Source organism: Silanimonas lenta DSM 16282 (assembly GCF_000429065.1).
In the GTDB taxonomy this organism is placed as follows: domain Bacteria; phylum Pseudomonadota; class Gammaproteobacteria; order Xanthomonadales; family Xanthomonadaceae; genus Silanimonas; species Silanimonas lenta.
In genome coordinates this window covers 172,619-196,440 of sequence record NZ_AUBD01000008.1, presented here as the reverse complement: position 1 = coordinate 196,440, position 23,822 = coordinate 172,619, and the positions used below count along the sequence as shown (strand labels likewise).

At 71.8% G+C, this 23,822-nt stretch carries 23 protein-coding genes and 3 tRNA genes; 24 read left to right on the top strand and 2 right to left on the bottom strand.

Annotation, left to right across the window (positions count from 1 at the left end; translation table 11 throughout):
- Positions 1–35: 35 nt before the first annotated feature.
- On the bottom strand, positions 36–935 hold the full coding sequence (gene ygfZ / locus G408_RS13245; RefSeq protein WP_051282635.1) for a CAF17-like 4Fe-4S cluster assembly/insertion protein YgfZ: 900 nt from the start codon (positions 933–935) through the stop codon (positions 36–38).
- Positions 936–941: 6 nt separating this feature from the next.
- On the opposite strand from ygfZ, the gene G408_RS15040 reads away from it, so the two are divergent.
- From G408_RS15040 to G408_RS13220, 24 genes are all read left to right on the top strand, one after another.
- On the top strand, positions 942–1,121 hold the full coding sequence (locus G408_RS15040) for a DUF1674 domain-containing protein (protein ID WP_037412289.1): 180 nt from the start codon (positions 942–944) through the stop codon (positions 1,119–1,121).
- A 46-nt stretch (positions 1,122–1,167) separates the two neighbouring features.
- Positions 1,168–1,569, top strand: a complete 402-nt coding sequence (gene sdhC / locus G408_RS0105055) for a succinate dehydrogenase, cytochrome b556 subunit (RefSeq protein WP_028770213.1) — start codon at positions 1,168–1,170, stop codon at positions 1,567–1,569.
- A complete protein-coding gene (gene sdhD, locus G408_RS0105050; RefSeq protein ID WP_028770212.1) occupies positions 1,566–1,949 on the top strand; it encodes a succinate dehydrogenase, hydrophobic membrane anchor protein in 384 nt (127 codons plus the stop codon). Before sdhC ends, sdhD begins: the two co-directional genes overlap by 4 nt.
- Before the next feature lie 7 nt (positions 1,950–1,956).
- Positions 1,957–3,750, top strand: a complete 1,794-nt coding sequence (gene sdhA / locus G408_RS0105045; RefSeq protein ID WP_028770211.1) for a succinate dehydrogenase flavoprotein subunit — start codon at positions 1,957–1,959, stop codon at positions 3,748–3,750.
- A 15-nt stretch (positions 3,751–3,765) separates the two neighbouring features.
- The gene (locus tag G408_RS0105040; protein ID WP_028770210.1) at positions 3,766–4,554 is read left to right on the top strand and encodes a succinate dehydrogenase iron-sulfur subunit; all 789 of its coding nucleotides are present in this window, start codon (positions 3,766–3,768) and stop codon (positions 4,552–4,554) included.
- Complete coding sequence (locus tag G408_RS0105035; RefSeq protein ID WP_037412286.1) at positions 4,554–4,979, top strand: MAPEG family protein; 426 nt, start codon at positions 4,554–4,556, stop codon at positions 4,977–4,979. Before G408_RS0105040 ends, G408_RS0105035 begins: the two co-directional genes overlap by 1 nt.
- Positions 4,980–5,062: 83 nt before the next feature.
- Positions 5,063–5,260 carry an FAD assembly factor SdhE gene (locus G408_RS15250; protein ID WP_051282651.1) on the top strand — a complete coding sequence of 66 codons (198 nt, stop codon included), beginning with the start codon at positions 5,063–5,065 and terminating at the stop codon, positions 5,258–5,260.
- The gene (locus tag G408_RS0105025) at positions 5,220–5,636 is read left to right on the top strand and encodes a hypothetical protein (protein WP_156890056.1); all 417 of its coding nucleotides are present in this window, start codon (positions 5,220–5,222) and stop codon (positions 5,634–5,636) included. The genes G408_RS15250 and G408_RS0105025 overlap by 41 nt, the downstream gene beginning before the upstream one ends.
- Positions 5,637–5,638: 2 nt before the next feature.
- On the top strand, positions 5,639–6,883 hold the full coding sequence (locus G408_RS0105020; RefSeq protein ID WP_028770206.1) for a lipoprotein-releasing ABC transporter permease subunit: 1,245 nt from the start codon (positions 5,639–5,641) through the stop codon (positions 6,881–6,883).
- Positions 6,884–6,887: 4 nt separating this feature from the next.
- Positions 6,888–7,574 carry a lipoprotein-releasing ABC transporter ATP-binding protein LolD gene (gene lolD, locus G408_RS0105015; protein ID WP_037412283.1) on the top strand — a complete coding sequence of 229 codons (687 nt, stop codon included), beginning with the start codon at positions 6,888–6,890 and terminating at the stop codon, positions 7,572–7,574.
- A 4-nt stretch (positions 7,575–7,578) separates the two neighbouring features.
- Positions 7,579–9,891, top strand: coding sequence for a ComEC/Rec2 family competence protein (locus tag G408_RS13235; RefSeq protein ID WP_051282634.1), 2,313 nt, complete (start codon positions 7,579–7,581; stop codon positions 9,889–9,891).
- Between the two features lie 38 nt (positions 9,892–9,929).
- Positions 9,930–10,571 (top strand): MotA/TolQ/ExbB proton channel family protein, encoded by a 642-nt coding sequence (locus G408_RS0105005; RefSeq protein ID WP_028770204.1) that lies wholly within the window; start codon positions 9,930–9,932, stop codon positions 10,569–10,571.
- Positions 10,572–10,573: 2 nt separating this feature from the next.
- Positions 10,574–10,987 (top strand): ExbD/TolR family protein, encoded by a 414-nt coding sequence (locus G408_RS0105000; protein ID WP_425423337.1) that lies wholly within the window; start codon positions 10,574–10,576, stop codon positions 10,985–10,987.
- Complete coding sequence (msbA, locus tag G408_RS0104995; protein WP_028770202.1) at positions 10,984–12,744, top strand: lipid A export permease/ATP-binding protein MsbA; 1,761 nt, start codon at positions 10,984–10,986, stop codon at positions 12,742–12,744. The genes G408_RS0105000 and msbA overlap by 4 nt, the downstream gene beginning before the upstream one ends.
- 4 nt (positions 12,745–12,748) lie before the next feature.
- On the top strand, positions 12,749–13,753 hold the full coding sequence (lpxK, locus tag G408_RS13225; RefSeq protein WP_037412280.1) for a tetraacyldisaccharide 4'-kinase: 1,005 nt from the start codon (positions 12,749–12,751) through the stop codon (positions 13,751–13,753).
- Positions 13,740–14,504, top strand: a complete 765-nt coding sequence (kdsB, locus tag G408_RS0104985; RefSeq protein WP_028770201.1) for a 3-deoxy-manno-octulosonate cytidylyltransferase — start codon at positions 13,740–13,742, stop codon at positions 14,502–14,504. The genes lpxK and kdsB overlap by 14 nt, the downstream gene beginning before the upstream one ends.
- A 28-nt stretch (positions 14,505–14,532) precedes the next feature.
- Entirely contained in the window at positions 14,533–15,972 is a 1,440-nt protein-coding gene (locus tag G408_RS0104980; RefSeq protein WP_028770200.1) for a hypothetical protein, read from the top strand.
- Positions 15,969–17,840 carry an excinuclease ABC subunit UvrC gene (gene uvrC, locus G408_RS0104975; RefSeq protein WP_028770199.1) on the top strand — a complete coding sequence of 624 codons (1,872 nt, stop codon included), beginning with the start codon at positions 15,969–15,971 and terminating at the stop codon, positions 17,838–17,840. The genes G408_RS0104980 and uvrC overlap by 4 nt, the downstream gene beginning before the upstream one ends.
- The gene (gene pgsA, locus G408_RS0104970) at positions 17,837–18,421 is read left to right on the top strand and encodes a CDP-diacylglycerol--glycerol-3-phosphate 3-phosphatidyltransferase (protein WP_028770198.1); all 585 of its coding nucleotides are present in this window, start codon (positions 17,837–17,839) and stop codon (positions 18,419–18,421) included. The genes uvrC and pgsA overlap by 4 nt, the downstream gene beginning before the upstream one ends.
- A 75-nt stretch (positions 18,422–18,496) precedes the next feature.
- Positions 18,497–18,572, top strand: a tRNA-Gly gene (locus tag G408_RS0104965).
- A 46-nt stretch (positions 18,573–18,618) separates the two neighbouring features.
- Positions 18,619–18,692: transfer RNA gene (locus G408_RS0104960), tRNA-Cys, on the top strand.
- Positions 18,693–18,743: 51 nt separating this feature from the next.
- A tRNA-Leu gene (locus G408_RS0104955) sits at positions 18,744–18,830 on the top strand.
- Positions 18,831–18,946: 116 nt separating this feature from the next.
- Complete coding sequence (locus G408_RS0104950; protein ID WP_028770197.1) at positions 18,947–20,338, top strand: cyclic di-GMP phosphodiesterase; 1,392 nt, start codon at positions 18,947–18,949, stop codon at positions 20,336–20,338.
- A complete protein-coding gene (locus G408_RS13220; RefSeq protein WP_051282633.1) occupies positions 20,335–22,758 on the top strand; it encodes a sensor domain-containing protein in 2,424 nt (807 codons plus the stop codon). Before G408_RS0104950 ends, G408_RS13220 begins: the two co-directional genes overlap by 4 nt.
- On the opposite strand, the gene G408_RS13215 is transcribed toward G408_RS13220, so the two are convergent.
- Complete coding sequence (locus G408_RS13215; RefSeq protein ID WP_051282632.1) at positions 22,719–23,717, bottom strand: bile acid:sodium symporter; 999 nt, start codon at positions 23,715–23,717, stop codon at positions 22,719–22,721. The two genes, G408_RS13220 and G408_RS13215, sit on opposite strands and share 40 nt — an antisense overlap.
- Positions 23,718–23,822 lie beyond the last annotated feature (105 nt).

Here is a 23,822-nt window from a genome sequence, read left to right as displayed (position 1 = left end):
AGGCCCCGCCATGTGAAGGAGTCTAGAGCTTTTCCTCAGGTGGGGCGCGCCAGCCCCGGCAGTGGAACCGAGGCGGTGGCCACGCTTCCTGCCACCCGCACGGTGCCCGGCGCCTCGAGCGCGGCCACGGCGAGCGCGCCCCGGCCGTCGGCCGTGGCCTCCAGCACCTCGCCGAGCAGGCGCGCCTGCGCATCCTCGACGGCGGCGCCGGCCTTCAGACCCTCGCCTTCCAGCCACCAGGCCTGGCGCTTGCTGCGGCCGAGGAAATGGGTGCGGGCCACGATCTCCTGGCCGGGGTAGCAGCCTTTTTTCACGCTGAAGGCGCGCAGCCGGTCGAGCGAGAGCATGTGCGGGGTCCAGGCATGCTCGCGTCCGGCCGGCCAGCGCGGCAGTCCGTGGCGCAGGTCGGCCTCGCGCCAGCGGGCCCCGGCCCCCGGGTCGGGACGGGCCTCGCCGCGCGGCTGCACCCAGAGCCGCCGCGACACTGCCGGAGTGGAGAGGTCGAGCCCGCACTCCGCGCCCGGGCGGGCGAGCAGGGCATCGGCGGGCGCGGTGGAAGCTGCCGTGGCGACCCCGAACTCGGCGAAGGCGCCGAGATCCTCGCGCACCACGATCGCCACCCGGCTGCGGAGCACGAAGCGCCGCAGGGCCTCGGCGAAGGCGGCTGCCGGCTCGTCGGGCAGCAGCAGCCAGAGCCGTTCCGGCGCGACCCTGGCCAGCGCGAACAGGGCCTGCACCCGACCCTTGGCATCGAGCCAGCCATTCCAGTGCCAGTGCCCGTCGGGCAGGGCGGCGACGTCGTTCATCGTCTGGGCCTGGGCAAAGGCGCTGGCATCACGGCCTTCGAGCAGGATCACGGCGATGTCGGGGAGCAGGGCGGGGGCCTCGGATTTCACGGATTCCAGCTTGAACGTCAGGGAACGGCTGCTTAACATGCCGGGATGCTTCCCGAGCCGGACATTCTAGGCGAGCCTTCCCGCGAGACGCAGGCTCCCGAGGCGATGCGGCCCGACGCGGGCGGCGATGCCGCGGCCCGGCCGCGGGAATACGGTGGACGCGACGGCCCCGAGCCCACCCGCTTCGGCGACTGGGAAAAAAACGGCCGCTGCATCGACTTCTGACCGCAGGACGCGGCCCCCAACCGACACACCAGCACGAGCGCAGCCCATGGCCACGCCCAAACGACCCCTGTCTCCCTTCATGATCGGGCCGTATTACCGGCCGCAGATCACCTCGATGATGTCGATCCTGCACCGTGCCACCGGCGTGGCCAATGCGGTCGGCGCGCTCCTGGTGGCCTGGTGGCTGATGGCGCTCGCCGGTGGCGAGGAGCACTACGCGGCCTTCCTCGCGGTGGCCGGTTCGCTGCCCGGCAAGGCCTTGCTGTTCGTCTTCTGCGCCACCCTCGTCTATCACCTCCTGAACGGCGTGCGCCACCTGTTCTGGGACATGGGCTGGGGCTTCGAGATCCCGCAGGTCTACCGCTCCGGCTACACCGTGGTGGCCCTGGCGGTGCTGCTCACCGGCCTGCTCTGGTATGCCGGCCTCTCGGCGGGAGGTGGGGCATGAGCCGCCTGCGCCATCCCTGGGCCGTGGCCCGCGGCCTTGGCAGCGCCAAGGAGGGCGTGGCCCACTGGTGGGCCCAGCGCGTCTCCGCCGTGGCCCTGCTGTTCCTCGTGCCCTGGTTCGTGGTGACGGCGGTGTCGCTCATCGGCGCCGACCACGCCAATGCCCGCGCCTTCCTCGCCGAGCCGCTCAACGCCACCCTGATGCTGGCCTTCGTGCTGGCGGTGATGTGGCATGCCCGCCTCGGGCTGCAGGTGGTGATCGAGGACTACATCCACACCCCGTGGCTGGAGATCGCGCTGCAGCTCCTCGTGAAGTACGCCTACGCGCTCGCCGCCATCGCCTCCGTCGTGGCCATCGGCCGCATCGCCTTCACCGCCTGACACCGCCATGACCACTGCCTACAAGATCACCGAACACCACTACGACGTGGTCGTGGTGGGAGCCGGCGGCGCCGGCCTGCGTGCCACCTTCGGCCTTGCCGCCAAGGGCCTGCAGACCGCCTGCATCACCAAGGTCTTTCCGACCCGCTCGCACACCGTGGCGGCGCAGGGCGGCATCTCGGCCGCGCTCGCCAACATGGGCGAGGACGACTGGCGCTACCACTTCTTCGACACCGTGAAGGGCTCGGACTGGCTGGGCGACCAGGATGCCATCGAGTACATGTGCCGCGAGGCCATCCCGGCCATCATCGAGCTCGAGCACTACGGCGTGCCGTTCTCGCGCACCGAAGACGGCAAGATCTACCAGCGCCCCTTCGGCGGCATGACCACCCGCTACGGCGAGGGTCCGCCGGCGCAGCGCACCTGTGCCGCCGCCGACCGCACCGGCCATGCCATCCTGCACACGCTCTACCAGCAGTCGCTGGCGCACGACGCCCGCTTCTTCATCGAGTACTTCGCCCTCGACCTGATCATGGACGAGGAGGGGGTGTGCCGCGGCGTGATCGCGCTCGACATGGCGGAAGGCACGATCCACGTGTTCCGCGCCCATGGCGTGGTGCTGGCCACCGGCGGCTACGGCCGCGCCTATTTCAGCGCCACCTCGGCGCACACCTGCACCGGCGACGGTGGCGGCATGGCGCTGCGTGCCGGCCTGCCGCTGCAGGACATGGAGTTCGTGCAGTTCCACCCGACCGGCATCTACGGCGCCGGCTGCCTGATCACCGAGGGCGTGCGCGGCGAGGGCGGCATCCTGCGCAACGCCCAGGGCGAGCGCTTCATGGAGCGCTATGCCCCGAGCGTGAAGGACCTCGCCCCGCGCGACATGGTCAGCCGCTCGATGACCATCGAGATCCGCGAAGGCCGCGGCGTGGGCCCGAACAAGGACCACATCCACCTCGACCTGACCCACCTCGACCCGAAGGTCATCCACGAGCGCCTGCCGGGCATCGCCGAGACGGCGAAGATCTTCGCCGGCGTCGACGTGACCAAGCAGCCGATCCCGGTGCTGCCCACCGTGCACTACAACATGGGCGGCTTGCAGACCAACTACCACGGCGAGGTGGTGACCCTGAAGGATGGCGATCCGGATGCCGTGGTGCCGGGCCTGTATGCCATCGGCGAGGCTGCCTGCGTCTCGGTGCATGGCGCCAACCGCCTCGGCTCGAACTCGCTGCTCGACCTCGTGGTGTTCGGCCGCGCGGTGGCCAACCGCTGCGCCGAGACCATCAGGCCCGGCCAGCCGCACAAGCGCCTTGCCTCCGATGCCCTCGACAAGTCGCTCGCCAACCTCGACCGCCTGCGCCATGCCAAGGGCAGCACGCCGACGGCCGAGATCCGCCTGAACATGCAGCGCATCATGCAGAACGATGCCGCCGTGTTCCGCACCGGCGAGTCGCTGCAGGCCGGGGTGAAGAAGATCCGCGAGGCCCACGCCTCCTTCGCCGACGTGCGGGTGAGCGACCGCTCGCTGGTGTGGAACTCCGACCTGATCGAGACCCTGGAGCTGCAGAACCTGCTCGCCCAGGCGGTGGTCACCATGGTGTCGGCGGAGAACCGCAAGGAATCGCGCGGCGCCCATGCCCGCGAGGACTACCCGGAGCGCAACGACGCCGAGTGGATGAAGCACACCCTCTGCTGGATCGACGAGAAGGGCGAGACCCGCATCGACTACCGCCCGGTGCACCTCTACACCCAGACCGACGCCGTGCAGCCCATTCCGCCCAAGGCGCGCAAGTACTGATCCCGAGGTCACACGATGGCTGAGTTCACCCTCCCGCAGAATTCGAAGGTCGGCAAGGGCAGGCACTTCCCGGCGCCGGCCGGGGCGAAGAACGTCCGCGTCTTCAAGGTCTACCGCTGGAACCCGGACGACGGCAGGAACCCCAGCGTGGACACCTACGAGGTCGATCTCGACAGCTGCGGGCCGATGGTCCTGGACGCGCTGATCAAGATCAAGAACGAGATCGACCCGACGCTGACCTTCCGCCGCTCCTGCCGCGAGGGCATCTGCGGCTCCTGCGCGATGAACATCGACGGCACCAACACGCTGGCCTGCACCAAGGCCATCGACGAGTGCATGAAGAAGGAAGTGCCGGTCTACCCGCTGCCGCACATGCCGGTGATCAAGGACCTGGTGCCGGACCTGACCCATTTCTACGCCCAGTACGCCTCGATCCGCCCCTGGCTGCGCACCCAGAGCGCGCCGCCGGCCAGCCGCGAGCGCCTGCAGAGCCCGGAAGACCGCAAGAAGCTCGACGGCCTTTACGAGTGCATCCTCTGCGCCTGCTGCAGCACCAGCTGCCCCTCCTACTGGTGGAACGGCGAGCGCTACCTGGGCCCGGCGATCCTGCTGCAGGCCTACCGCTGGATCGTCGATTCGCGTGACGAGGACACCGGGGCCCGGCTCGACGACCTCGAGGACCCGTTCAAGCTCTACCGCTGCCACACCATCATGAACTGTGCGCGGACCTGCCCGAAGGGCCTGAACCCGGCCCGGGCCATCGCCGAGATCAAGAAGCTGATGCTGGCGCGGCGGGGTGCCTGATGGCGGCCTCGCCCTGGGTGTGGCCGATGTTGGCGATGGTAGGCCTGGTGTTCGCCGTTGCCGCACGCCTTTTCCAGACTCGCATCGGCGAGATGAAGCGCCGCCGGATCCCTCCGCAGTCGGTGGCCTCGGCACGGCAGATGGCCGAGACCCTGGAGGACACCCGGGCGGCCGACCATTTCCGCAACCTGTTCGAGACGCCGGTGCTGTTCTTCGCTGGCTGCCTTGCCGCCATGCAGACCGGGGTCGAGGGCTTCGGCCCGCTCTCGATGGCCTGGGCCTTCGTCGGCGCCCGGGTGCTCATGGCCATCGAGGCCTGCGGCCGGAACAAGGTGATGCGCCGCTTCCGTGCCTTCCTCGCCGCCTGCACGGCACTGCTGTTCCTCTGGATCCAGCTCGGCCTGCACTGGGCCGGGGTGCTCTGACGGCTCGCTGGGGCAGGGCGCGCATCGTGGCCGAGATCGATCCGGTCGAACTCAGGCGCCTGAGGTGGCGCTGCCGCCGCGGCATGCGCGAGCTCGACCAGCTCATGGAGCGCTACCTCGACCGTGCTTTCGCGACGGCTTCCGACGCCGACCGGGGGCTTTTCCTCAGGCTGCTGGACACCGAAGACGACATCCTCTGGCGCTGGTGCATGGGCCGCGAGCGCCCCGGGGATGCCGACCTTGCCGATTTCGTCGACCGACTGCGGCAGCTTCCGCCTTGAGTGGCGGCCCTCGCGCTGGGAGGCCGGCCTGCGCCTCGTATTGCCGCCGCTGGCGGCCTTCGCCTTTTTCGCCAGCGCCCTCGGACCGGCCCTGCCCCGCGCCGTGCAGTTCGGTCTGGCGGCCGTGGCCTTTGCCTGGGGACTGTGGGAGGCGAGGCGGCACCTCGCCCGCCCCGGCGAATGGCTGACGATCGATGCCGAACGCCCCCCGGTGCTGCATGAACAGTGGCCGCTGCTGGTGCTGCATCCTGGCGGCGGACGCTCCACGCGGGTGTTCTGGCCGGATACCCTGTCGCCCGCGGCGCGGCGGGCCCTGAGGCTGGCGGCGCGACGGCCCCCGGCGCGACCGGGGCTTCCTCCCGACTGGATGGGCTAGGCATGTTCCAACCGCTCCCGCTGGCGATCGGCCTGCGCTACCTGCGCGCCAAGCGCCGCAACCGCTTCATCAGCTTCATCAGCGCCGCGTCCATCCTCGGCATCATCATCGGGGTGATCGCGCTCATCACCACCATCGCGGTGATGAGCGGCTTCCAGCGCGAGATCCGCGACCGCCTGCTCGGCTCGGTGGCCCATGTCACCGTGGAGGGGGCCGGGCGCGGCCTCGAGGACTGGGATTCGGTGCTGGCGGTGGCGCGGGCCGATGCCCGGGTGGTGGGCGCGGCGCCCTATGTGCGGCGCGAGGGCCTGCTGAGCGGCGCGCGCACCAGCGCCGCCCTGGTGATGGGCATCGTGCCGGGCGAGGAGCGCAGCGTCTCCGAGCTGGCGGCGCGGATGCGCGAGGGGCGGCTGGAGGACCTGCGCGAGGGCGAGTTCGGCATCGTGCTCGGCGACCAGCTGGCCCTGATGCTGGGCGTCCGCGTCGGCGACCGGGTGAACGCCACGCTCAACGAGTTCACCAGCACGCCGATGGGGGCGATGCCGCGCTCGCGGCGCTTCACCGTGGTCGGCATCTTCTCGATGGGCGAGCACACCGCCGACAGCAGCTTCGCCTTCGTCGCCCTGGGCGATGCCCAGCGCCTGCTGCGTCTCGGCGGGGCCGTGACCGGGGTGCGGGTGAAGGTGGCCGACCTCTGGCAGGCCGGCGAGGTGGCCCGGCACCTCGCGGTGCGCCTCGGGCCCGAGGCCCGGGTGAGCGACTGGATGCGCGACAACCGCAATTTCTTCTCGGCGCTCAGCATGGAACGCACGGTGATGTTCATCCTGCTCTCGCTGGTGATCGCCATCGCCGCCTTCAACCTCGTCTCCTCGCTGGTGATGCTGGTGCAGGACAAGCAGGCCGACATCGCCATCCTGCGCACCCTCGGCCTCACGCCCCGGCAGGTGATGGCCGTCTTCATCGTGCAGGGCAGCGTGATCGGTGTGGTCGGCACCCTGGCCGGCGTGCTGGGCGGCGTGCTGCTCAGCCTCAATCTCGGCGCCATCGTCCGCTTCATCGAGGGGCTGGTGGGCCATGAGCTGATGCCGGCCGATGTCTACTACATCACCGGCGTGCCGACCGCCGTCTATCCCGCCGACGTGGCCAGCGTGGCGGCCGTGGCGCTCTCGCTGTCCTTCCTCGCCACCCTGTACCCGGCCTGGCGTGCCTCACGCACCGACCCGGCCACGGCCCTGCGCTACGAGTGAGCCCATGAGCATCGTGCTGGAGGCCCGTGGCCTCGCCAAGACCTACCGCGAAGGATCGCTGGAAACCCCGGTGTTCGACGGTCTCGATCTCACCGTGGCGCGCGGCGAGACGGTGGCCATCATCGGGGCCTCGGGGGCCGGCAAGAGCACCCTGCTGCACCTGCTCGGCGGGCTCGATACGCCCACGGCCGGCGAAGTGTGGGTGGAAGGCGAGGCGATGAGCCGCCTCGGCGATGCGGCGCGTGGCCGCCTGCGCAACCGCGCGCTCGGCTTCATCTACCAGTTCCACCACCTGCTGCCGGAATTCACGGCCCTGGAGAACGTGATGCTGCCGCTGCTGGTACGCGGCGAGGCCGTGGCCGGCGCCGAGCCTCCGGCGCGGGCACTGCTGGAGGCGGTGGGCCTCGGCCACCGCCTCGGCCACAAGCCGGGCGAGCTCTCCGGCGGCGAGCGCCAGCGCTGCGCCGTGGCCCGCGCCCTGGTGACGCAACCGGCCTGCGTGCTGGGCGACGAGCCCACGGGCAACCTCGACGAGCATTCGGCCTCGGCGGTCTTCGACCTCCTGCTCTCGCTCAATCGCGCCCGCGGCACGGCGCTGGTGCTGGTGACCCACGACCGGCGCCTCGCCCGCCGGCTCGACCGGGTGCTGGAACTGCGCGGCGGCCGCCTGCAGCCCTGGGTGCCGGACTAGGCCCATGGACGACGGGCAAGGACGCCCCCTCCGCCTCGGCCCGCTGCCCGTCGCCGCCTTCTGCGGCGGCGTGCTCTGGCAGCTCCAGGCCGGCGCCCTGTTGCCACTGGCCGTGGCGATCGCCGTCCTCGGCCTTGCCGTGGGCGGCGCCGTTTTCCTCCGGCCGCGCCTGGCGTGGGCCGTCGCGCTGCTCGCCCTGGCCTCGGGCGCGGCGCTCGCTGCACTGCACGGCCACCGCGCCCTCGCGCAGCGCCTGCCCGCCACGCTGGCGGGCGAGGGCCTGCTGGTCGAGCTGCGTTTCGAGGGGCTGCCGGAGGCGGGCGAGCACGGCCTGCGCGGCCTGGCCCGGATCGAGCGCGTGTTGGCCGGGCCGCCCGGCGCGGCCGAGGCCCTCGACGGCCGCCGCGTGTCCCTGCGCTGGCATGGGCACGGTCAGGGCGTGCGCCCCGGCGAGCGCTGGCGGCTCTCGCTCGTGGCGGAGGTCCCCGAGGGGGCTCGCAACCCGGGGGGCTTCGATGCCGCGCGCCAGGCCCTCGCCCTGCGGGCGGTGGCCTCGGCCAGTATCAGCAGCGCCCAGATGCCGCTACGGCTCGCGCCGGCCTCGGGCATGGATGCCCTGCGCGACCGGATCGCAAGCGCCATTGCCACCGCGCTGGGCGAGGCCCGAGGGCGCTTCGTCGCCGCCCTCGCGGTGGGCGATACCCGCGGGCTCTCGGCTGCCGACTGGGAGCGGCTGCGGCAGTTTGGCCTCACCCACCTGATCGCCATTTCCGGTTTCCATGTCGGCCTCGTCGCCGGGCTCGGCGCCTGGGCGGTGCGCGGCCTGTGGTGGATCGCGCCCGGGCTTGCCCAGCGCTGGCGGCGACCCCAGGCCGCGGCGCTGGCCTGCCTGCTCGCCGGGCTGGGCTATGCAGCCCTGGCCGGCTTCAGCCTGCCCACGCTGCGCACGGTGGCGATGGTGGGCGTGGTGGCCCTGGTTTCCAGCCTGCGCAGCCATGTGGGGCCGATGCAGGCACTGGCACTCGCCGTGGCCTCGATCGCCGCCCTCGATCCCTTCGCCCTGCTGCTGCCGGGCTTCTGGCTCTCCTGCGGCGGCGTGGCCTGGCTGGCCTGGTCGCTGCCGGGCATCACCTCCGCCGTCGATCTCCGGGCCTTCCTGCGCGCGCAATGGGTGGCCAGCTTCGGCCTGCTGCCGATCACCGCGGCCTTCTTCCTGCAGGTGCCGCTCGCCGGGCCGCTGGCCAATCTCGTGGCCATCCCCTGGATCAGCCTGGTGGTGGTGCCGCTCGCGCTGCTCGGTACGCTGGCGCTCGCCTTCGCTCCCGGTCTGGCCGGCCTGCTCTGGGGCATGGCGGCGGCCGCCATGGACGCCCTCTGGTGGGGGCTGGGGCGCTGGCCGCCGGCCCTCGGCGGCGGCCTCTACTGGGTCGCCGAGCCTTCTCCCTGGGCCGTGGCGCTGGCCCTGCTGGGCGTGGCGGTGGTGCTGCCGCCGCTCGGCTGGCGTTGGCGGGGCATGGGGGCGGTGTTGCTGCTGCCCTTGCTGTTTCCATCGGTGTCGCGGCCACTCCAAGGCCGGGTCGAGGCCTGGGTGCTGGCCCTGCCGCGCGGCGAGGCGGTGCTGCTGCGCACGGCGCGGCACGAGGTGCTGGTGGATACCGGGCCGGCAGGCGGCGAGGCGGTGGCGGCGCTGCGCGCCCTCGGGGTGCGGGAGATCGCCCTGCGCATCGAGACCGCCGGCAATGCCGGGCGGCTCGGCGGCGTGGCGCGGGTCGAGGCGGCGTTCCCGGTGCGCGAACGCTGGCACGCGCCGGGTCAGGCGCCGGCCGGGGCGTTGCCTTGCGAGCGCGGGCGCAGCCTCGTGCTGGACGGCGTGCATATCGAGGCCTTGGCGCCCTTGCCGGTGGCCCGGCATGGCGTGGCATCGCCCTGCGTGCTGCGGGTGCGCGATGGCGAGGGGCGCGAGCTCTGGCATGCCTCGGAGGCTTCGGTCTGGACGGCGCGGCGGCTGCCGGGCGCAGACGTGCGGCAGGTGGGCGCCGACGCCTCCCGGAGCATGGAACGCGTGCCGGCACGCGCCGTCATCGGCGGTCCCGGGGCGGTGCTCGCCTGGCAGCAGGCGATGGAGGCCAGCCATGCCGTGGCCACCCGCCGCCCGGGTCCGGCCCGCCTGCGCCACTGGCCAGCAGATGCCTGGCATCCCGGGCGCGAGGGGGCGGTCTACCTCGCTGCCGCCGGCAGCGTGGAGGGCGAAAGCGGGTGGCGTCTCCGGTCCTGGCGCGCCCTGCAGGGCCACTGGTGGAACGGGCAGGGGGGCTGAGCCGCTATGCTGTTGGCCGGTCCATACAGGAAATCGACATGCTGGAACTGGTCATCGCCGGCGGATGGGTCATGGTGCCGATCCTGCTGCTCGCGGTGGGTGCCATTGGCATCGCCGTGGAGCGTGCCTGGACGCTGCGCCGCCGCGAAGTGCTGCCCCCGGGCCTTGGCGAGGAGGTGCGGCAATGGGCGAAGGGCCGCCAGCTCGATCCCCGGCACATCGAGGTGCTGCGCAGTAATTCGCCGCTCGGGGCCCTGCTGGCGGCAGCGCTGGACGTGCGCCACCGCTCGCGCGAAGTGATCAAGGAGCGCATCGAGGACACCGGCCGCCACGTGCTCCACGAGCTCGAGCGCTTCCTGCCGACCCTGGGCACCATCGCCGCCGTCGCGCCGCTGCTCGGCCTGCTCGGCACCGTGCTTGGCATGATCTCGATGTTCATGGCCATCCTCGATGCCGGGGTGGGCGATGCCAACCGCCTTGCCGGCGGCATCGGCCAGGCGCTGATCTCCACCGCGGCCGGCCTGATCGTGGCCATCCCGGCGCTGGTGCTCTACCGTTGGTTCCGCTCCCGCGTGGCCGGCTACGTGGTGGAGATGGAGAAGGAGGCGATCGCACTGGTCGACGCCATCGAGGACCATGCGGTGGCCGGCAAGGCCCGGGCCCGGGGAGCGGCGGCGTGAGGCTGGCCCGAGGCGGCGACGATGAGCCGGAGATCAGCCTGGTCTCGCTGATCGATGTCATCTTCTGCATCATCGTCTTTCTCGTGGTCACCACCACCTTCGACGTGCGCACCGCGCTGCGGCTGGAGCTGCCCACCGCCAGCGGCCCGGCGCTCGAAGCCTCCGGCGAGCCGCTGACCGTGGTCGTCGATGCCGAGGGGCGGCTCTACCTCGGCAACCGCGAGCTGCCGAAGGACGACCGCGCGGCGCTGGTGTCCGCCCTGAAGGGCGTGGAGGGCGAGCGTGCCGCGATCCGGGTGGTCATCCGCGCCGATGCCCGCGCCCCGCACCAGGCGGTGGTGACGGCCATGGATGCGCTCGGCCAGGCCGGTTTCAGCCGTATCGCCATCGCCACCCTTCCGGAGGCCGGCGGGTGAAGGACGGTCACGCCCCGGCCTCGGGCTGGGCGATCTACCGCCGCCTGCTGGGATGGTCGCGGCCCTATGCCGCCCTGCTGGCCCTGGCGGCCTTGGGCATGGTGGTGGAAGCCGGCGCGGCCGCTGCCTTCACCTGGCTGATGCAGCCGATGATCGACGACACGCTGGTGGCGCAGGATCCCGATGCCCGCTGGCAGCTGCCGCTCGCCATCGTCGCCATCTTCCTGCTGCGCGGGATTGCCACCTTCGCCACCGACTACGGCATGGCCCGGGCCGGCCGCGGGGTGGTGCGCGACCTGCGGGTGGCCATGCTCGACAAGCTGCTGCGCCTGCCCAGCGCCCGCTTCGACCGTGAGCCGGTGGCCTCGCTGGTCTCGCGGCTCAACTTCGATACCGAACAGGTGGCGCAGGCCAGCAGCGACGCACTGAAGGTGCTGGTCACCGACACCCTCACCGTGCTCGGTCTCGTCGGCGTGATGCTCTGGTACAGCCCCACCGTCACCGCCGCCATCGCCATCGTGGTGCCGCTGATCGCCCTCATCGCCGCCTACGTGAGCCGGCGCTACCGGCGGCTCAACCGGCGCATCCAGGAGGGCGTGGGCGAGCTTGCCGCCGGTGCCGAGGAGATCATCGCCGGGCAGCAGGACATCAAGGTCTATGGCCGCCGCGAGGCCGAGGTGCGGCGCTACACCGGCCTTGCCGACGCCAACCTGCGGCTGCACCTGAAGGTGGAGGCCACCCGGGCCGCGGCCTCGTCCATCATCCAGCTGCTGGCGGCGGTGGCGCTGGCGGTACTGCTGGCGGTGGCCGGCGCGCAGGCCGCCCGGGGGCGGCTCTCGCCCGGCGATTTCGTTGCCATCATGTCGGCGATGATGGCCCTGATCCCCTCGCTCAGGCGGCTTGCCAACGTGCAGTCGGCGGTGCAGCGCGGCATCGCTGCGGCCCAGCGCCTGTTCGCCGTGCTCGACGAGCCGGAGGAGCGCGATGGCGGCGGCCATGCCGTGCCGCGCGCCCGTGGCGAGCTGGTGTTCCGCGGCGTCGGCCTGCGCTATGAGGGGGCGGAGCATGCCGCGCTGGCGGAGGTCAGTTTCGAGGCAAGGCCGGGCACCGTCACCGCCATCGTCGGCCGCTCGGGCAGCGGCAAGAGCACCCTGGTGCGCCTGCTGCCGCGCTTCTACGAGCCGGACACGGGCGAGATCCTGCTCGATGGCATTCCGCTGCGCGACTGGTCGCTCCCGGCCCTGCGGCGGCAGATCGCCCTCGTCGGCCAGCGGGTGATGCTGTTCGACGACACCGTGGCCGCCAACATCGCCTATGGCGCCAGCGGGCCGGTGGACGAGGCCGCGATCGAACGCGCCGCCGAGGCCGCCAATGCAATGGAGTTCATCCGCCGCCTGCCGCAAGGCATGCAGACCCGCATCGGCGAGAACGGCAACCGGCTCTCCGGCGGCCAGCGCCAGCGCATCGCCATCGCCCGCGCGGTGCTCAAGGATGCGCCGCTGCTGATCCTCGACGAGGCCACCGCGGCGCTCGACAACCAGAGCGAGCGCCTCGTGCAGGCGGCGCTGGACCGCCTGATCCCGAACCACACCACGCTGGTCATCGCCCACCGCCTGTCCACCATCGAGCGGGCCGACCAGGTGCTGGTGATGGACCAGGGGCGCATCGTCGAGGCCGGCACCCATGCCGAACTGCTGGCCCGGGGGGGGCATTACGCCGGGCTCTACCGGGCGCAGTTCCGCGACGCCGCGGCCTAGCGCCATGCCGCGCGCCGCCCTCGAACGCTGGCTTCTGGCGCGCTGGTACGGCGGTGTATCGCCGGGTCTGCTGCTGCGTGGCATCGCTTGCCTCTGGGGTGCCGCGATGCGCCTGCGGCGCCGGGCCTACCGGCAGGGCTGGCGGCGCCAGCACCGGCTCCCGGTGCCGGTGCTGGTGGTGGGGAACCGGACCGTTGGCGGCGCCGGCAAGACGCCGCTGGTGATCGCCCTCGTCGAGGCCCTGCGCAGCCGCGGCTGGCGCCCGGGCGTGGTGAGCCGCGGCCATGGACGTACGGGCCGGGGCCAGCATGCCGTCGCGCCCGGCGACGACGCACGGCTGGTGGGCGACGAGCCGCTGCTGATCCGGCGTGAAGCCGGCTGCCCGGTGGTGGTGGACCGCGACCGCGTGGCCGGGGCCGAGGCCCTCGTGGCCCTGGGCTGCGACCTCGTGATCGCCGACGATGGCCTGCAGCATCTGCGGCTTGGCCGGAACCTCGAGATCGAGGTCGAGGATGCCCGCGGCCTTGGCAATGGCCGGGTGCTGCCGGCCGGCCCCCTGCGCGAGCCGCTGCCGGCCAGGCCAGCGGCCTTCCGCGTGGTGCAGGGCCGCGAGCCGCGCCCCGGCGAGTGGCCGATGCGGCTCGTGCCCGCCGCGCTGCGTGGCCTGGGGCGCCGGGCCGGCGAGACGCGTGCGCTGGCGGCGTTTGCCGGCCAGCGCGTGCATGCCGTGGCCGGCATCGGCCATCCGCCGCGCTTCTTCGCCACCCTGCGCGAGGCCGGGCTGGCGGTGGAGCCGCATCCCTTCCCCGACCACCATGCCTATGTCGAGGCCGATTTCCGAGGTCTGGACGACGCGCCGGTGCTGGTCACGTCCAAGGACGCGGTGAAGCTGCGCGGCATCGACCTTGCCGATGCCTGGGAGCTGCCGGTGCGCGCCGCGCTCCCGCCGGACCTGCCCGATGCCCTCGACTCGCTGCTGCGACAAGGAACGCCCCATGTCGATCCCTGAGTTCATCGTCGCCATCCCCGCCCGTTTCGCCGCCTCGCGCCTGCCGGGCAAGCCATTGCGCCTGCTCGGCGGCGAGCCAATTGTTCGCCACGTGGCGCGGCGGGCCCTGGCCGCGGGGGCGGTCGAGGTGGTGCTGGCCACCGACGACGCGCGCATCGCCGAGGCCGTTTCCGGCCTCGGCGTGGCGGTCTGCCTCACCCGCTCCGACCATCCCTCCGGCACCGACCGCCTCGCCGAGTGCGCGGCGCAGCGTGGCTGGCCACCCGGGGCCATCGTGGTGAACCTGCAGGGCGACGAACCCTTCGCTCCGGTCTCGGCCCTGCACACGGTGGCGGCGGCGCTGGCGGCCAGCCCGGCGCCCGTGGCCACCCTGGCCACGCCGATCACCGACAGCGCCACGCTGTTCGATCCGAACGCCGTGAAGGTGGTGGTGGACGGCACCGGGCATGCGCTGTACTTCAGCCGTGCGCCGATCCCCTGGCACCGCGACCGCTATGCCGTAGACCGTGTCAGTGCGCCCGAGGCGCCCTGCCTGCGGCACATCGGCATGTATGCCTACCGGGCGGGCTTCCTCGCCACCATCAGCGCCCTGCCGGTCTCGCCGCTGGAGCGGCTGGAGGCGCTGGAGCAGCTGCGCGTGCTCGAGGCCGGGCAGCGCATCGCCGTGGCCCTGGCGCCCGAGCCCTTCCCGCCGGGCATCGATACCGAGGAAGACCTGCGGCGTGCCGAAGCCGCATGGCACGCCGCATAATCCGGGCCTACCCCCACGCCGGCCCGCCATGGCTTCCACCTCGGCCCCACGCCCCCGCCTTGCCCCGGAACTCGATGCCAGCCTGAACTGGCTGAACACCCCGCCGCTGCGTCTCGCCGCCCTGCGCGGCCACCCCCTGCTGCTGGTGTTCTGGAATGCCGGCTCCGCGCATTGCCTGAACCTGCTGCAGGCCCTGGTGCCGCTGCAGGCGCGCTACCGCGAGACCGCCCATGTGCTGGCCGTGCACGTGCCGAAGTTCGATTACGAGCGCGACGGCGCCGTGGCCCTGCCGGCGCTGCGCCACAGCGGCCTTGCCGTGCCGCTCGCCAACGACGGCGACTGGGCGGCCTGGCAGCACTACGAGATCGGCGCCTGGCCCACCGTGGTGCTGCTCGATCCCGAGGGCAACGAGTGCGGTCGCTTCGTCGGCGACCGCGAGCTGGAGGCCCTGCATGCGGCGCTCGAGGCGCAGGTGGATGCCAACTTCCTGCGCTCCCCCGGGGTGGCGGAGATGCCGCGCCTCGATGCCGCCGGGGAGGGGTCGGCCCTCGACTCGCCCGCCGGCCTGCTCGCCACCCCCTCGCGGCTCTACGTGGCCGATACCGGCCATCACCGCATCCTCGAATGCACCCACGAGGGGCGGGTGCTGCGCCGCATCGGTACCGGCAACCGCGATTTCGTCGATGGCCTTGCCGACATCGCCGGCTTCAACGCCCCGACGGCCATGGTGCTGCTGCAGGACCGGCTCTATGTGGCCGATTCCGGCAACCACGCCATCCGCCGCATCAATGTGCGCACCGGCGAGGTCGAGACCCTGCTCGGCAATGGCCGCTGCGGCGATCCTGTGCCCGGCATCGTCCAGCAGCCCCGCGACACCGCGCTCGACCGCCCCCGGGGCCTGGCGTTCGCCGGCAATGCCCTCCTCATCACCATGGCCTCCGGCCACCAGCTCTGGGCCTTCGAGCTCGGACGCAACGAGCTGCGGCGCGTGGCCGGGCAGGGCAGTCTGGGCGAGGAGGATGGCGGCCCGGACGAGGCGCGCTTCGCCCAGCCCTCGGCCATCGTCGCCCAGGGCGATCTTGCCTGGGTGCTCGATGCCTCGGCCTCCGCCCTGCGCCAGGTGCGTCTCTCCGACGGCACGGTGCGCACCCTGTTCGGGCGCGGCCTGTTCGAGTTCGGACTGAAGGACGGCGGCAGCCGCACGGCGCTCATGCAGCACCCCGGCGGCCTTGCCCTGGCGGCCGACGGCCTCGGGCTGTGGATCGCCGACACCGGCAATGGCGTACTGCGCCGGCACGTCTTCCGCCACCATGTCCTGTCCACCGTCGAGCTGCCGATGCCGCTGCGCCGGCCGCTCGCGCTCGCCGCCCACGAGGACAGCCTGTGGATCGCCGATGCCGGCAGCCACCTCGTCTGGCGTTTCGATTCCGGCAGCGGCGAGTTGCGGCGGCTTGCGGTGGGGGAATGACCGGGGAGCCCGCGCCCGGATCCGCGGCGCCGGCGGCCGCGGCTTTCGATGGCCGTGCCTTTGCCCGCGGCCTCACCACCGAGCCCGGTGTCTACCGCATGTTCGATGCCGGGGGCGGCGTGCTCTATGTCGGCAAGGCCGCCAACCTGCGCAAGCGCGTCTCCAGCTACTTTTCCAAGCAGCACGGCCCGCGCATCGCCCTGATGGTGGCGCGCATCGCCCGCATCGAGGTCACCGCCACGCGCACCGCCGCCGAGGCCCTGATCCTCGAGAACCAGCTGATCAAGGCCCTGAAGCCGCGCTTCAACATCCTGATGCGCGACGACAAGAGCTACCCCTACCTGCTGCTGACGCAGGAGGCATGGCCGCGCCTGGTCTACCACCGCGGCGGGCGTTCCCGGCCCGGCCGCTACTTCGGCCCCTATCCCGGCACCTTCGCGGTACGCGACACCCTGGAGCTCATGTCCAAGCTGTTCCGCCTGCGCACCTGCGAGGACAGCGTGTTCCGCAACCGCACCCGGCCCTGCCTGCAGCACCAGATCGGCCGCTGCAGCGCACCCTGCGTCGGCCTGGTGGGGGAGGCGGAATACCGCGATGCCGTGCGCCGTGTGGCGCTGTTCCTCGAAGGGCGCAGCGACGAGGTGATGGGCGAGCTCGGCCAGGCCATGGATGCAGCGGCGCAGGCGCTCGATTTCGAGACCGCCGCCGCCCTGCGCGACCAGATCGCCGCCATCCGCAAGGTACAGGCGCGGCAGTACGTCGATGGCGACCGCGCCGAGCTCGACGTGGTGGCCTGCGTGCTCGGCGCCGGCCTCGCCGCCGTGGTGGTGCTGAGCTTCCGCGACGGCATGAACCTCGGCACCCAGGCGCACACCATGCGGGTCGAGCAGGGCGTGGACGAGGCCGAGGTGCTCGGCGCCTTCCTCGCCCAGCACTATGGCGGGCGCGGGGTGCCGCGCGAGCTGGTGCTGAGCCACGAGCCCGAGGAGCTCGACACGCTTGCCGAAGCCCTGTCGCAGCAGGCCGGCCATGCGGTGCAGATCCGGGTTCGGGTGCGCGGCGACCGCGCCCGCTATCTCGAGATCGCCCGCCGCAATGCCACGCTCGCCCTCGCCACCGAACAGGCCAGCCGCGCCAGCCAGCAGGCCCGGCTCGAGGACCTCGAGGCCCTGCTCGGCCTGCCCGCGCCGCCGGCGCGCATCGAGTGCTTCGACATCAGCCATACGCTCGGCGAGGCCACCGTCGCCAGCAACGTGGTGTTCGGCCCCGAGGGCGCCATCCCCGGGCAGTACCGGCGCTACAACATCAGTGGCATCGAGCCCGGCGACGACTACGCCGCCATGCACCAGGCCCTGTCGCGGCGCTTCCGTCGCGGGATGGAGGAGGGCGTGCTGCCCGACCTGCTGCTCATCGACGGTGGCAAGGGCCAGCTCGCCCGGGCGCTCGAAGTGCTGCGTGAGCTGGGCGTGGAGGGTATGACCGTCATCGGCGTGGCCAAGGGCGAGGCGCGCCGGGCCGGCGACGAGCGCCTCGTCTTCCCCGATGGCCGCGAACTGCGGCCCGGCGCCACTTCGCCAGGACTGCAGCTGATCCAGCAGATCCGCGACGAGGCCCACCGCTTCGCCATCACCGGCCATCGCCGGCGCCGGCAGAAGGCCCGCGACACCAGCCGGCTGGAAGACATCCCCGGCGTCGGTCCGCGCCGCCGCCAGGCCCTGCTCAAGCACTTCGGCGGCCTTGCCGGCCTCAAGGAGGCGGGCGTCGAGGAGATCGCCCGGGTCGAGGGCGTGAGTGCGGCCATCGCCCGGCGCATCTATGCTTTCCTGCATGGGCTGCCCGATGACGGCGGCGAAGGAGCCCGCGTTTGACCCTCACCATCCCCACTGTGCTCACCCTGTTCCGGATCGTGCTGATCCCGGTGATGGTGCTGGTGTTCTACGCCCCGCTCGAACACGCCAGGCTCTGGGCCGCCCTCGTCTTCACCGTCGGCGCCCTCACCGACTGGCTGGACGGCTGGATCGCCAGGCGCTGGAACATGTACTCCGCCTTCGGCGCCTTCCTCGACCCGGTGGCCGACAAGCTCGCCGTCACCGCGGCGCTGTTCATCGTCGTGCAGCGCGAGCCCACGCCCTGGCTCGCGCTGCTCTCGGCGATCATCGTCGGCCGCGAGATCACCATCTCCGCCCTGCGCGAGTGGATGGCCGGCATCGGTGCCCGTGGCCTGGTCGCCGTCGCCTGGGTGGGCAAGATCAAGACCATCGTGCAGATGGTGGCCATCGTCGGCCTCTTGATCGGCCCCACCCTGCCACTCGGATCCCGGCTGCCGCCGCTGCCGGCGCAGTGGATCGGCGAATGGCTGCTGGCGCTGGCCGCCGCGCTCACCCTGTGGTCGGGCTTCGACTACCTGCGTGCGGCCTGGCCTTCGCTGGCCCGCGAGGGCCGCCCGTGAGGGCAGGGCAGGCGCTGCGAGCGGCATCGAGGTGTTGACATCCTCCGTGAAATGCCCATAATGCGCGTCTCCGGTGCGGGAATAGCTCAGTTGGTAGAGCACGACCTTGCCAAGGTCGGGGTCGCGAGTTCGAGTCTCGTTTCCCGCTCCACCCGATTCCAAGACCTCGGTTCGCCGGGGTCTTGTCGTTTCGGCAGGGCCTGGTGGCAGAGTGGTCATGCAGCGGACTGCAAATCCGCGTACGCCGGTTCAATTCCGACCCAGGCCTCCATCGAAACCGCGCGCGAGCGCGGTTTTTTTTCGCCCGTAGAATGAGCGCCATGCCCGGGTGGTGAAACCGGTAGACACAGGGGACTTAAACTCCCCCGGCTGCGAGGCCGTGCGGGTTCGAGTCCCGCCCCGGGCACCAGGGAGGAGGCCGTCCGTTTCCTGAGAAACTGCGTGCAGCATCACGGGCAAGTGCATGCTGCACTTGCAACATGCGGGGCCAGCGTTCAGGCTTGGCGGGCCATCACGAGGACGGCCATGGCAGAGCCCACGCGAGCGCTGATCGAGCTAGGACAACTGCGCGTCGGCGTGTTCGTGCAGCTCGACGGGCACCACGACTTCCCGGGCCTGCCCGCCCGCGCCTTCCTCATCGAATCCGAAGCCCAGATCGAACGGCTCCGTGCCCTCGGCCTCGCCCGGGTGTGGTATTTGCCGGAGCGCAGCCATGCCCTGCCGCTTGCCCTGCCGGAGGCCGATGCCTCCTGGGCTGCCCTGGGCGTGCCGGTGCGCCCGGCACCGGAAGGACGGGACGATGCCGCGCCCGGTGCAGACGACGGGGCCCGGTCCGATGCCGGCACGGCGCCGGAATCCGCCGCGCCGGAGCAGGAAGAGGCGGCGGACGACGGGGCGCATGGCGCCGCTCCGAAGGATCGCAGGGCCCTGCTGGCTGCGCAGCAGGCCAGCCTCGAGCGCTGCGAGCAGCAGTACGGCGAGGCCTCGCGGCACATGCGCGGCGTGCTGCAGAACGCCCGCGCCAATCCGCAGCAGGCGCGCGAGCTCGCGATGGCCCAGGTGGAGACGATGGTGGGGCAGGTCGCCGGCCTGGAGGATGTCGCCATCCGTCTCCTCTCCGAGAAGGCGGGGCAGGAGACCACCCTGCATCCGATGAACGTCAGCGTGCTGTCGATCCTGCTCGGCCGGGCCCTGAAGTTCGACGAGGCCAGGCTCCGGCTGCTGGGCTTGGGGGCCATGCTGCACGACATCGGCAAGCTGGAACTGCCAGACCGCCTGCGCTGGCGCGACGACCATGCCCCGGCCGCCGAGCGCCGGCTGTTCCAGTCGCATGCCCAGCACGGTGTCGCCATCGGCAGGAAGATGCAGCTGCCGGACGAGGTGCTGGAGATCATCGCCCAGCACCACGAGTTCGCCGATGGCAGCGGCTATCCCAGGGGCCTGAAGGGGGAACAGATCAGCGCCCTGGCGCGGGTGGTGGCACTGGTGAACCAGTACGACAACCTCTGCAATGCCGGGAACCCCGCGCAGTCGCTCACCCCCCACGATGCCCTGGCCCTGATCTTCGCCCGCCAGCGCGAGGCCTTCGATGCCACCGTGCTCGCCGCCTTCATCCGCATGATGGGCGTCTATCCGCCGGGCTCGGTGCTGCAGCTCAACGACGGCCGTTATGCCATCGTCGCCTCGGTGAACTCCGACCGGCCGCTGAAGCCGCGCATCCTGGTGCACGATCCGGCCATCGCCCCCGAAGAGGCCCTGGTGCACGATCTCGAGGAGCATCCCGAGATTGGCATCCAGCGCGCGATCAAGCCGGTGCAGCTGCCGCGGGCGGTGTTCGACTGGCTCTCGCCGCGCAAGCGCATGTGCTACTTCTTCGAGCGTTCGCTCGCCGCCCCGCGCCGGGAGCCGCCGGCGTGAGGGCCGCACTGCCGCAGGCGCTGATCGAGAGCGTCCTCGAGGCCGTGTGGCTGGTGGATGCCGTCGACCTTCGCATCGTCGCCGTCAACCGTGCCGCCGAGGAGCTGCTCGGCCTGCCGCGTGCCGACATCGTCGGCCGTCCGGTGGTGGATTTCGCCTTCACCTCCCAGGACCTGTTCTTCTGGGAGGACGTGGCCGCCGGCCGTTCCCGTGCCATCCGCTCCGAAACCCTGGTGAAGCGCGGCGATGGCGAGATCCGCCACGTCGAGCGCCGTGTCAGCCTGGTGCAGATCGAGGGGGGCAGCGCCTGCTTCCTCGTCGCCCTCGTCGACCGTAGCGAGCAGCGCAGCGCCGAGCAGCAGCTGGAGAACATCATCGCCGAGCTGCGCGCCACGCTCGAATCGACCGCCGACGGCATCCTCGTGCTCGACATGGACGGCGGCATCCGCGGCTTCAACCAGCGCTTCGCCGAGCTGTGGGGCATTCCGGAAGACCTGCTCGGGCGCCGCGACGATCCGCGCCTGTTCGCCTGGATGCGCGAGCAGGTGGGTGATCCGGAGGGCTATGCCGAGCGCATGGGGGCGATCGCCCGCTCTCCCCTGCTGGAGGCCGCCGATACCCTGGTGCTGCGCTCCGGCCGGGTACTGGAGCGGGTGACCCTGCCGCAGTTCGCGCGCGGGCGGCCGATCGGCCGGGTGTTCTCCTTCCGCGACATCACCCAGCGGCTCGCCGACGAGGCCCGGCTGAAGCTCGCCGCCCAGGTGTTCGAGAGCAGCCTGGATGCCATCTTCGTCACCGATGCGCGCTTCCGCGTGGTGGCGGCGAATCCCACTTTCACCCGGCTCACCGGCTGGGAGGCCGCCGAGATCGAGGGCCGCCCGGCCTGGTCGCTGCTCTCCGGCACGGTGGCAGGCGGCGAGCTCAGGGCCATGCGCCGCGCCCTGATGCGCCAGGGCTACTGGCAGGGCGAGCTCTGGGCGCGCCGCCGCGAGGGCGAGCCCTATCCCTGCCTGCTCTCGATGGTGCGGGTGGCGGCGGAGGCCCGCAGCGAGGCCACCTACATCGGGTTTGCCAAGGACCTGAGCGAGGCCATGGCCGCCCGCCGGCGGATCGAGGAGCTGGCCTTCACCGATCCGCTCACCGGACTGCCGAACCGGGTGCTGCTGCGCGAGCGCTTCGAGATGGCGATCAACTACGCCCGGCGCGACCGCGCGAAATTCGCGGTGCTGTTCATCGATCTGGATCGCTTCAAGCAGATCAACGATTCGCTCGGCCATGCCTTCGGTGACCGGGTACTGGTGACGGTGGCCGAACGGCTGAAGGAATGCGTGCGCCAGATCGACACCGCCGCCCGGCTCGGCGGCGACGAGTTCATGGTGCTGCTCGCCAATGTCGATGCCGCCGGCGCCGAGATCGCGGCCCGCCGCATCCTCAGGGCGATCTCCGAACCGATCCCGGTGGATGACATGCGCTTCCAGCTCACCGTCTCGATCGGCATCGCCATGTATCCGGAGGACGGCACCGATGCCGAGGAGCTCACCCGCAACGCCGACAGCGCCATGTATGCGGTGAAGGAGCGCGGGCGGGCCGACATCCGCTTCTACCAGCGGCAGATGAACATCGGCCTGCTCTCGCGGGTGAAGCTCGACCACGCGCTGCGCCATGCCCTCGAGTCCGGCGCGCTCGAGGTGCATTTCCAGCCCAAGTTCCTGCTTTCCAGCGGCGAGATGATCGGCGGCGAGGCGCTGGTGCGCTGGAACGATCCGGAACTGGGCCAGGTCTCGCCGGCGAAGTTCATCCCGGTGGCCGAGGAGAGCGGCGCCATCATTCCGCTCGGGCGCTTCGTGCTGGAGACCACGCTGGCCCGGCTGAGCCGCTGGTGGCGTGCCGGGCTGTGCGTGCCGCTGGCGGTGAACGTCTCGGCCCTGCAGTTCCACCAGAGCGATTTCGTCGACTCGGTGGCCGAGGGACTGCGCCGCCATTCCCTGCCGGGCGAGGCGCTGGAACTGGAGCTCACCGAATCGATCCTGATCGCCGACGTGGAGGAGGCGATGCGCCGCCTCACCGCCCTGAGCGCGCTCGGCGTGCGGCTTGCCATCGACGACTTCGGCACCGGTTATTCCTCGCTCTCGTACCTGAAGCGCTTTCCCATCGAGCGGATCAAGATCGACCGCAGCTTCATCGCCGACCTGCCGGGAAGTGCCGAGAGCGAGGCCATCGTGGTGGCCATCATCCAGATGGGCCGCGCCCTGCGCCTGTCGGTCACCGCGGAAGGCGTGGAAACCGAGGCGCAGCGCCAGCTGCTGCTGGCCGCCGGCTGCCACGAGATGCAGGGCTGGCTGATGTCGCCGGCGCTCAGCGCCGCCGAGTTCGAGGGCCGCTACGGCCGCGGCCGGCCCCTGCCCGGTGGTGTGGCCTGAGTTGCCGGAAAGCCCCAGCGCGGCAGCCCCCACAGGTAGAGCAGCATTCCCAGCAGTTCCACCAGCGACTGCAGCACGATGACGAGGGCGGCGGCCTCCCAGCCCGCGGGCAGGGCGAGGGCGAAGGGCAGCACCACGAAGGAATTGCGGGTGCCAAGCCCGTAGGCGAGCGTGCGCCCCGCGGCTGGCCCCAGCCCGAACAGGCGGGCCAGCCCCCAGGCCAGCAGGGGAGCCGCGAGCAGGAAGCCGAGGAAGGCCGGCAGCACCGCGAGCAGGGCCGTGCCGGCGCCGTGGACGGCATCGGCCTGGGCCGCGGCGATCAGGAACACCACCAGGGCCAGGAGCGGCACCGGCCAGGCGGCCAGCAGCACGCGCAGGGAAGCGCGTTCGGGACGGGCCTCGATCCAGCGCTCGGCGAGCAGGGCCGCCAGCAGTGGCAGGCCGAGCAGGGCCGCTGCTGCGGGCAGCAGGCGCAGCGGCTCGAAGGCCGCCGCCAGCCCGGCCTCCGGCAGCAGCCACCAGAGGTAGAGCGGCAGTAGCAGGAGCTGCAGCACCAGATTGAGCGGCGAGATGGCAATGGCTCGCGCGGCATCGCCGCCGCCCAGGCGGGTGAAGGTGATGAACCAGTCGGTGCAGGGCACCAGCAGCACCAGGGCGACGCCGAGCCGGAGCGCCGGTTCGGGCGGCAGCAGGCCGAGCAGGCCCCAGACCAGCAATGGCAGCAGCAGGAAGTTGCCGAGCAGGTTGGCGAGAGCGAAGCGCCGGTCGGCGAAGGCCTCACGCAGATGCAGCAATGGCACCTGCACGAAGGTGGCGAACAGCAGCAGTGCGATTGCCGGCCAGAGCAGGGCCTCGAATACCGCAGCGGCCGCCGCCAGCCCATGGCCGGTGCCGAGCCCGGCGAGGATGGCGGCGAGATAGATCCAGACCTGGTGGCGCTCGATGCGGTCGCTGGCCATCACTGCTCCGGGCTCAGCGCGCCGGCGCGGAAGGGGTGGGCCGGGGGGCGGGAGGAGCCGGGGTGTCAGGGCCGCTATCCTTCGCCATCCAGCGTTTCTTCCGAT

What these genes read in the sequence shown, in the direction of transcription:
- sdhC (WP_028770213.1), top strand. Translation starts at nt 1,168, where the DNA reads ATGGCCACGCCCAAACGACCCCTGTCTCCCTTCATGATCGGGCCGTAT.
- G408_RS13235 (WP_051282634.1), top strand. Translation starts at nt 7,579, where the DNA reads ATGGACGACGGGCAAGGACGCCCCCTCCGCCTCGGCCCGCTGCCCGTC.
- ygfZ (WP_051282635.1), bottom strand. Translation starts at nt 935, where the DNA reads ATGTTAAGCAGCCGTTCCCTGACGTTCAAGCTGGAATCCGTGAAATCC.
- G408_RS15040 (WP_037412289.1), top strand. Translation starts at nt 942, where the DNA reads ATGCTTCCCGAGCCGGACATTCTAGGCGAGCCTTCCCGCGAGACGCAG.
- G408_RS13215 (WP_051282632.1), bottom strand. Translation starts at nt 23,717, where the DNA reads ATGGCCAGCGACCGCATCGAGCGCCACCAGGTCTGGATCTATCTCGCC.
- G408_RS15250 (WP_051282651.1), top strand. Translation starts at nt 5,063, where the DNA reads ATGCGCGAGCTCGACCAGCTCATGGAGCGCTACCTCGACCGTGCTTTC.
- kdsB (WP_028770201.1), top strand. Translation starts at nt 13,740, where the DNA reads ATGTCGATCCCTGAGTTCATCGTCGCCATCCCCGCCCGTTTCGCCGCC.
- G408_RS0105040 (WP_028770210.1), top strand. Translation starts at nt 3,766, where the DNA reads ATGGCTGAGTTCACCCTCCCGCAGAATTCGAAGGTCGGCAAGGGCAGG.
- G408_RS0105020 (WP_028770206.1), top strand. Translation starts at nt 5,639, where the DNA reads ATGTTCCAACCGCTCCCGCTGGCGATCGGCCTGCGCTACCTGCGCGCC.
- lpxK (WP_037412280.1), top strand. Translation starts at nt 12,749, where the DNA reads ATGCCGCGCGCCGCCCTCGAACGCTGGCTTCTGGCGCGCTGGTACGGC.
- G408_RS0105035 (WP_037412286.1), top strand. Translation starts at nt 4,554, where the DNA reads ATGGCGGCCTCGCCCTGGGTGTGGCCGATGTTGGCGATGGTAGGCCTG.
- sdhD (WP_028770212.1), top strand. Translation starts at nt 1,566, where the DNA reads ATGAGCCGCCTGCGCCATCCCTGGGCCGTGGCCCGCGGCCTTGGCAGC.
- G408_RS0105005 (WP_028770204.1), top strand. Translation starts at nt 9,930, where the DNA reads ATGCTGGAACTGGTCATCGCCGGCGGATGGGTCATGGTGCCGATCCTG.
- G408_RS0104980 (WP_028770200.1), top strand. Translation starts at nt 14,533, where the DNA reads ATGGCTTCCACCTCGGCCCCACGCCCCCGCCTTGCCCCGGAACTCGAT.
- lolD (WP_037412283.1), top strand. Translation starts at nt 6,888, where the DNA reads ATGAGCATCGTGCTGGAGGCCCGTGGCCTCGCCAAGACCTACCGCGAA.
- sdhA (WP_028770211.1), top strand. Translation starts at nt 1,957, where the DNA reads ATGACCACTGCCTACAAGATCACCGAACACCACTACGACGTGGTCGTG.
- uvrC (WP_028770199.1), top strand. Translation starts at nt 15,969, where the DNA reads ATGACCGGGGAGCCCGCGCCCGGATCCGCGGCGCCGGCGGCCGCGGCT.
- G408_RS0104950 (WP_028770197.1), top strand. Translation starts at nt 18,947, where the DNA reads ATGGCAGAGCCCACGCGAGCGCTGATCGAGCTAGGACAACTGCGCGTC.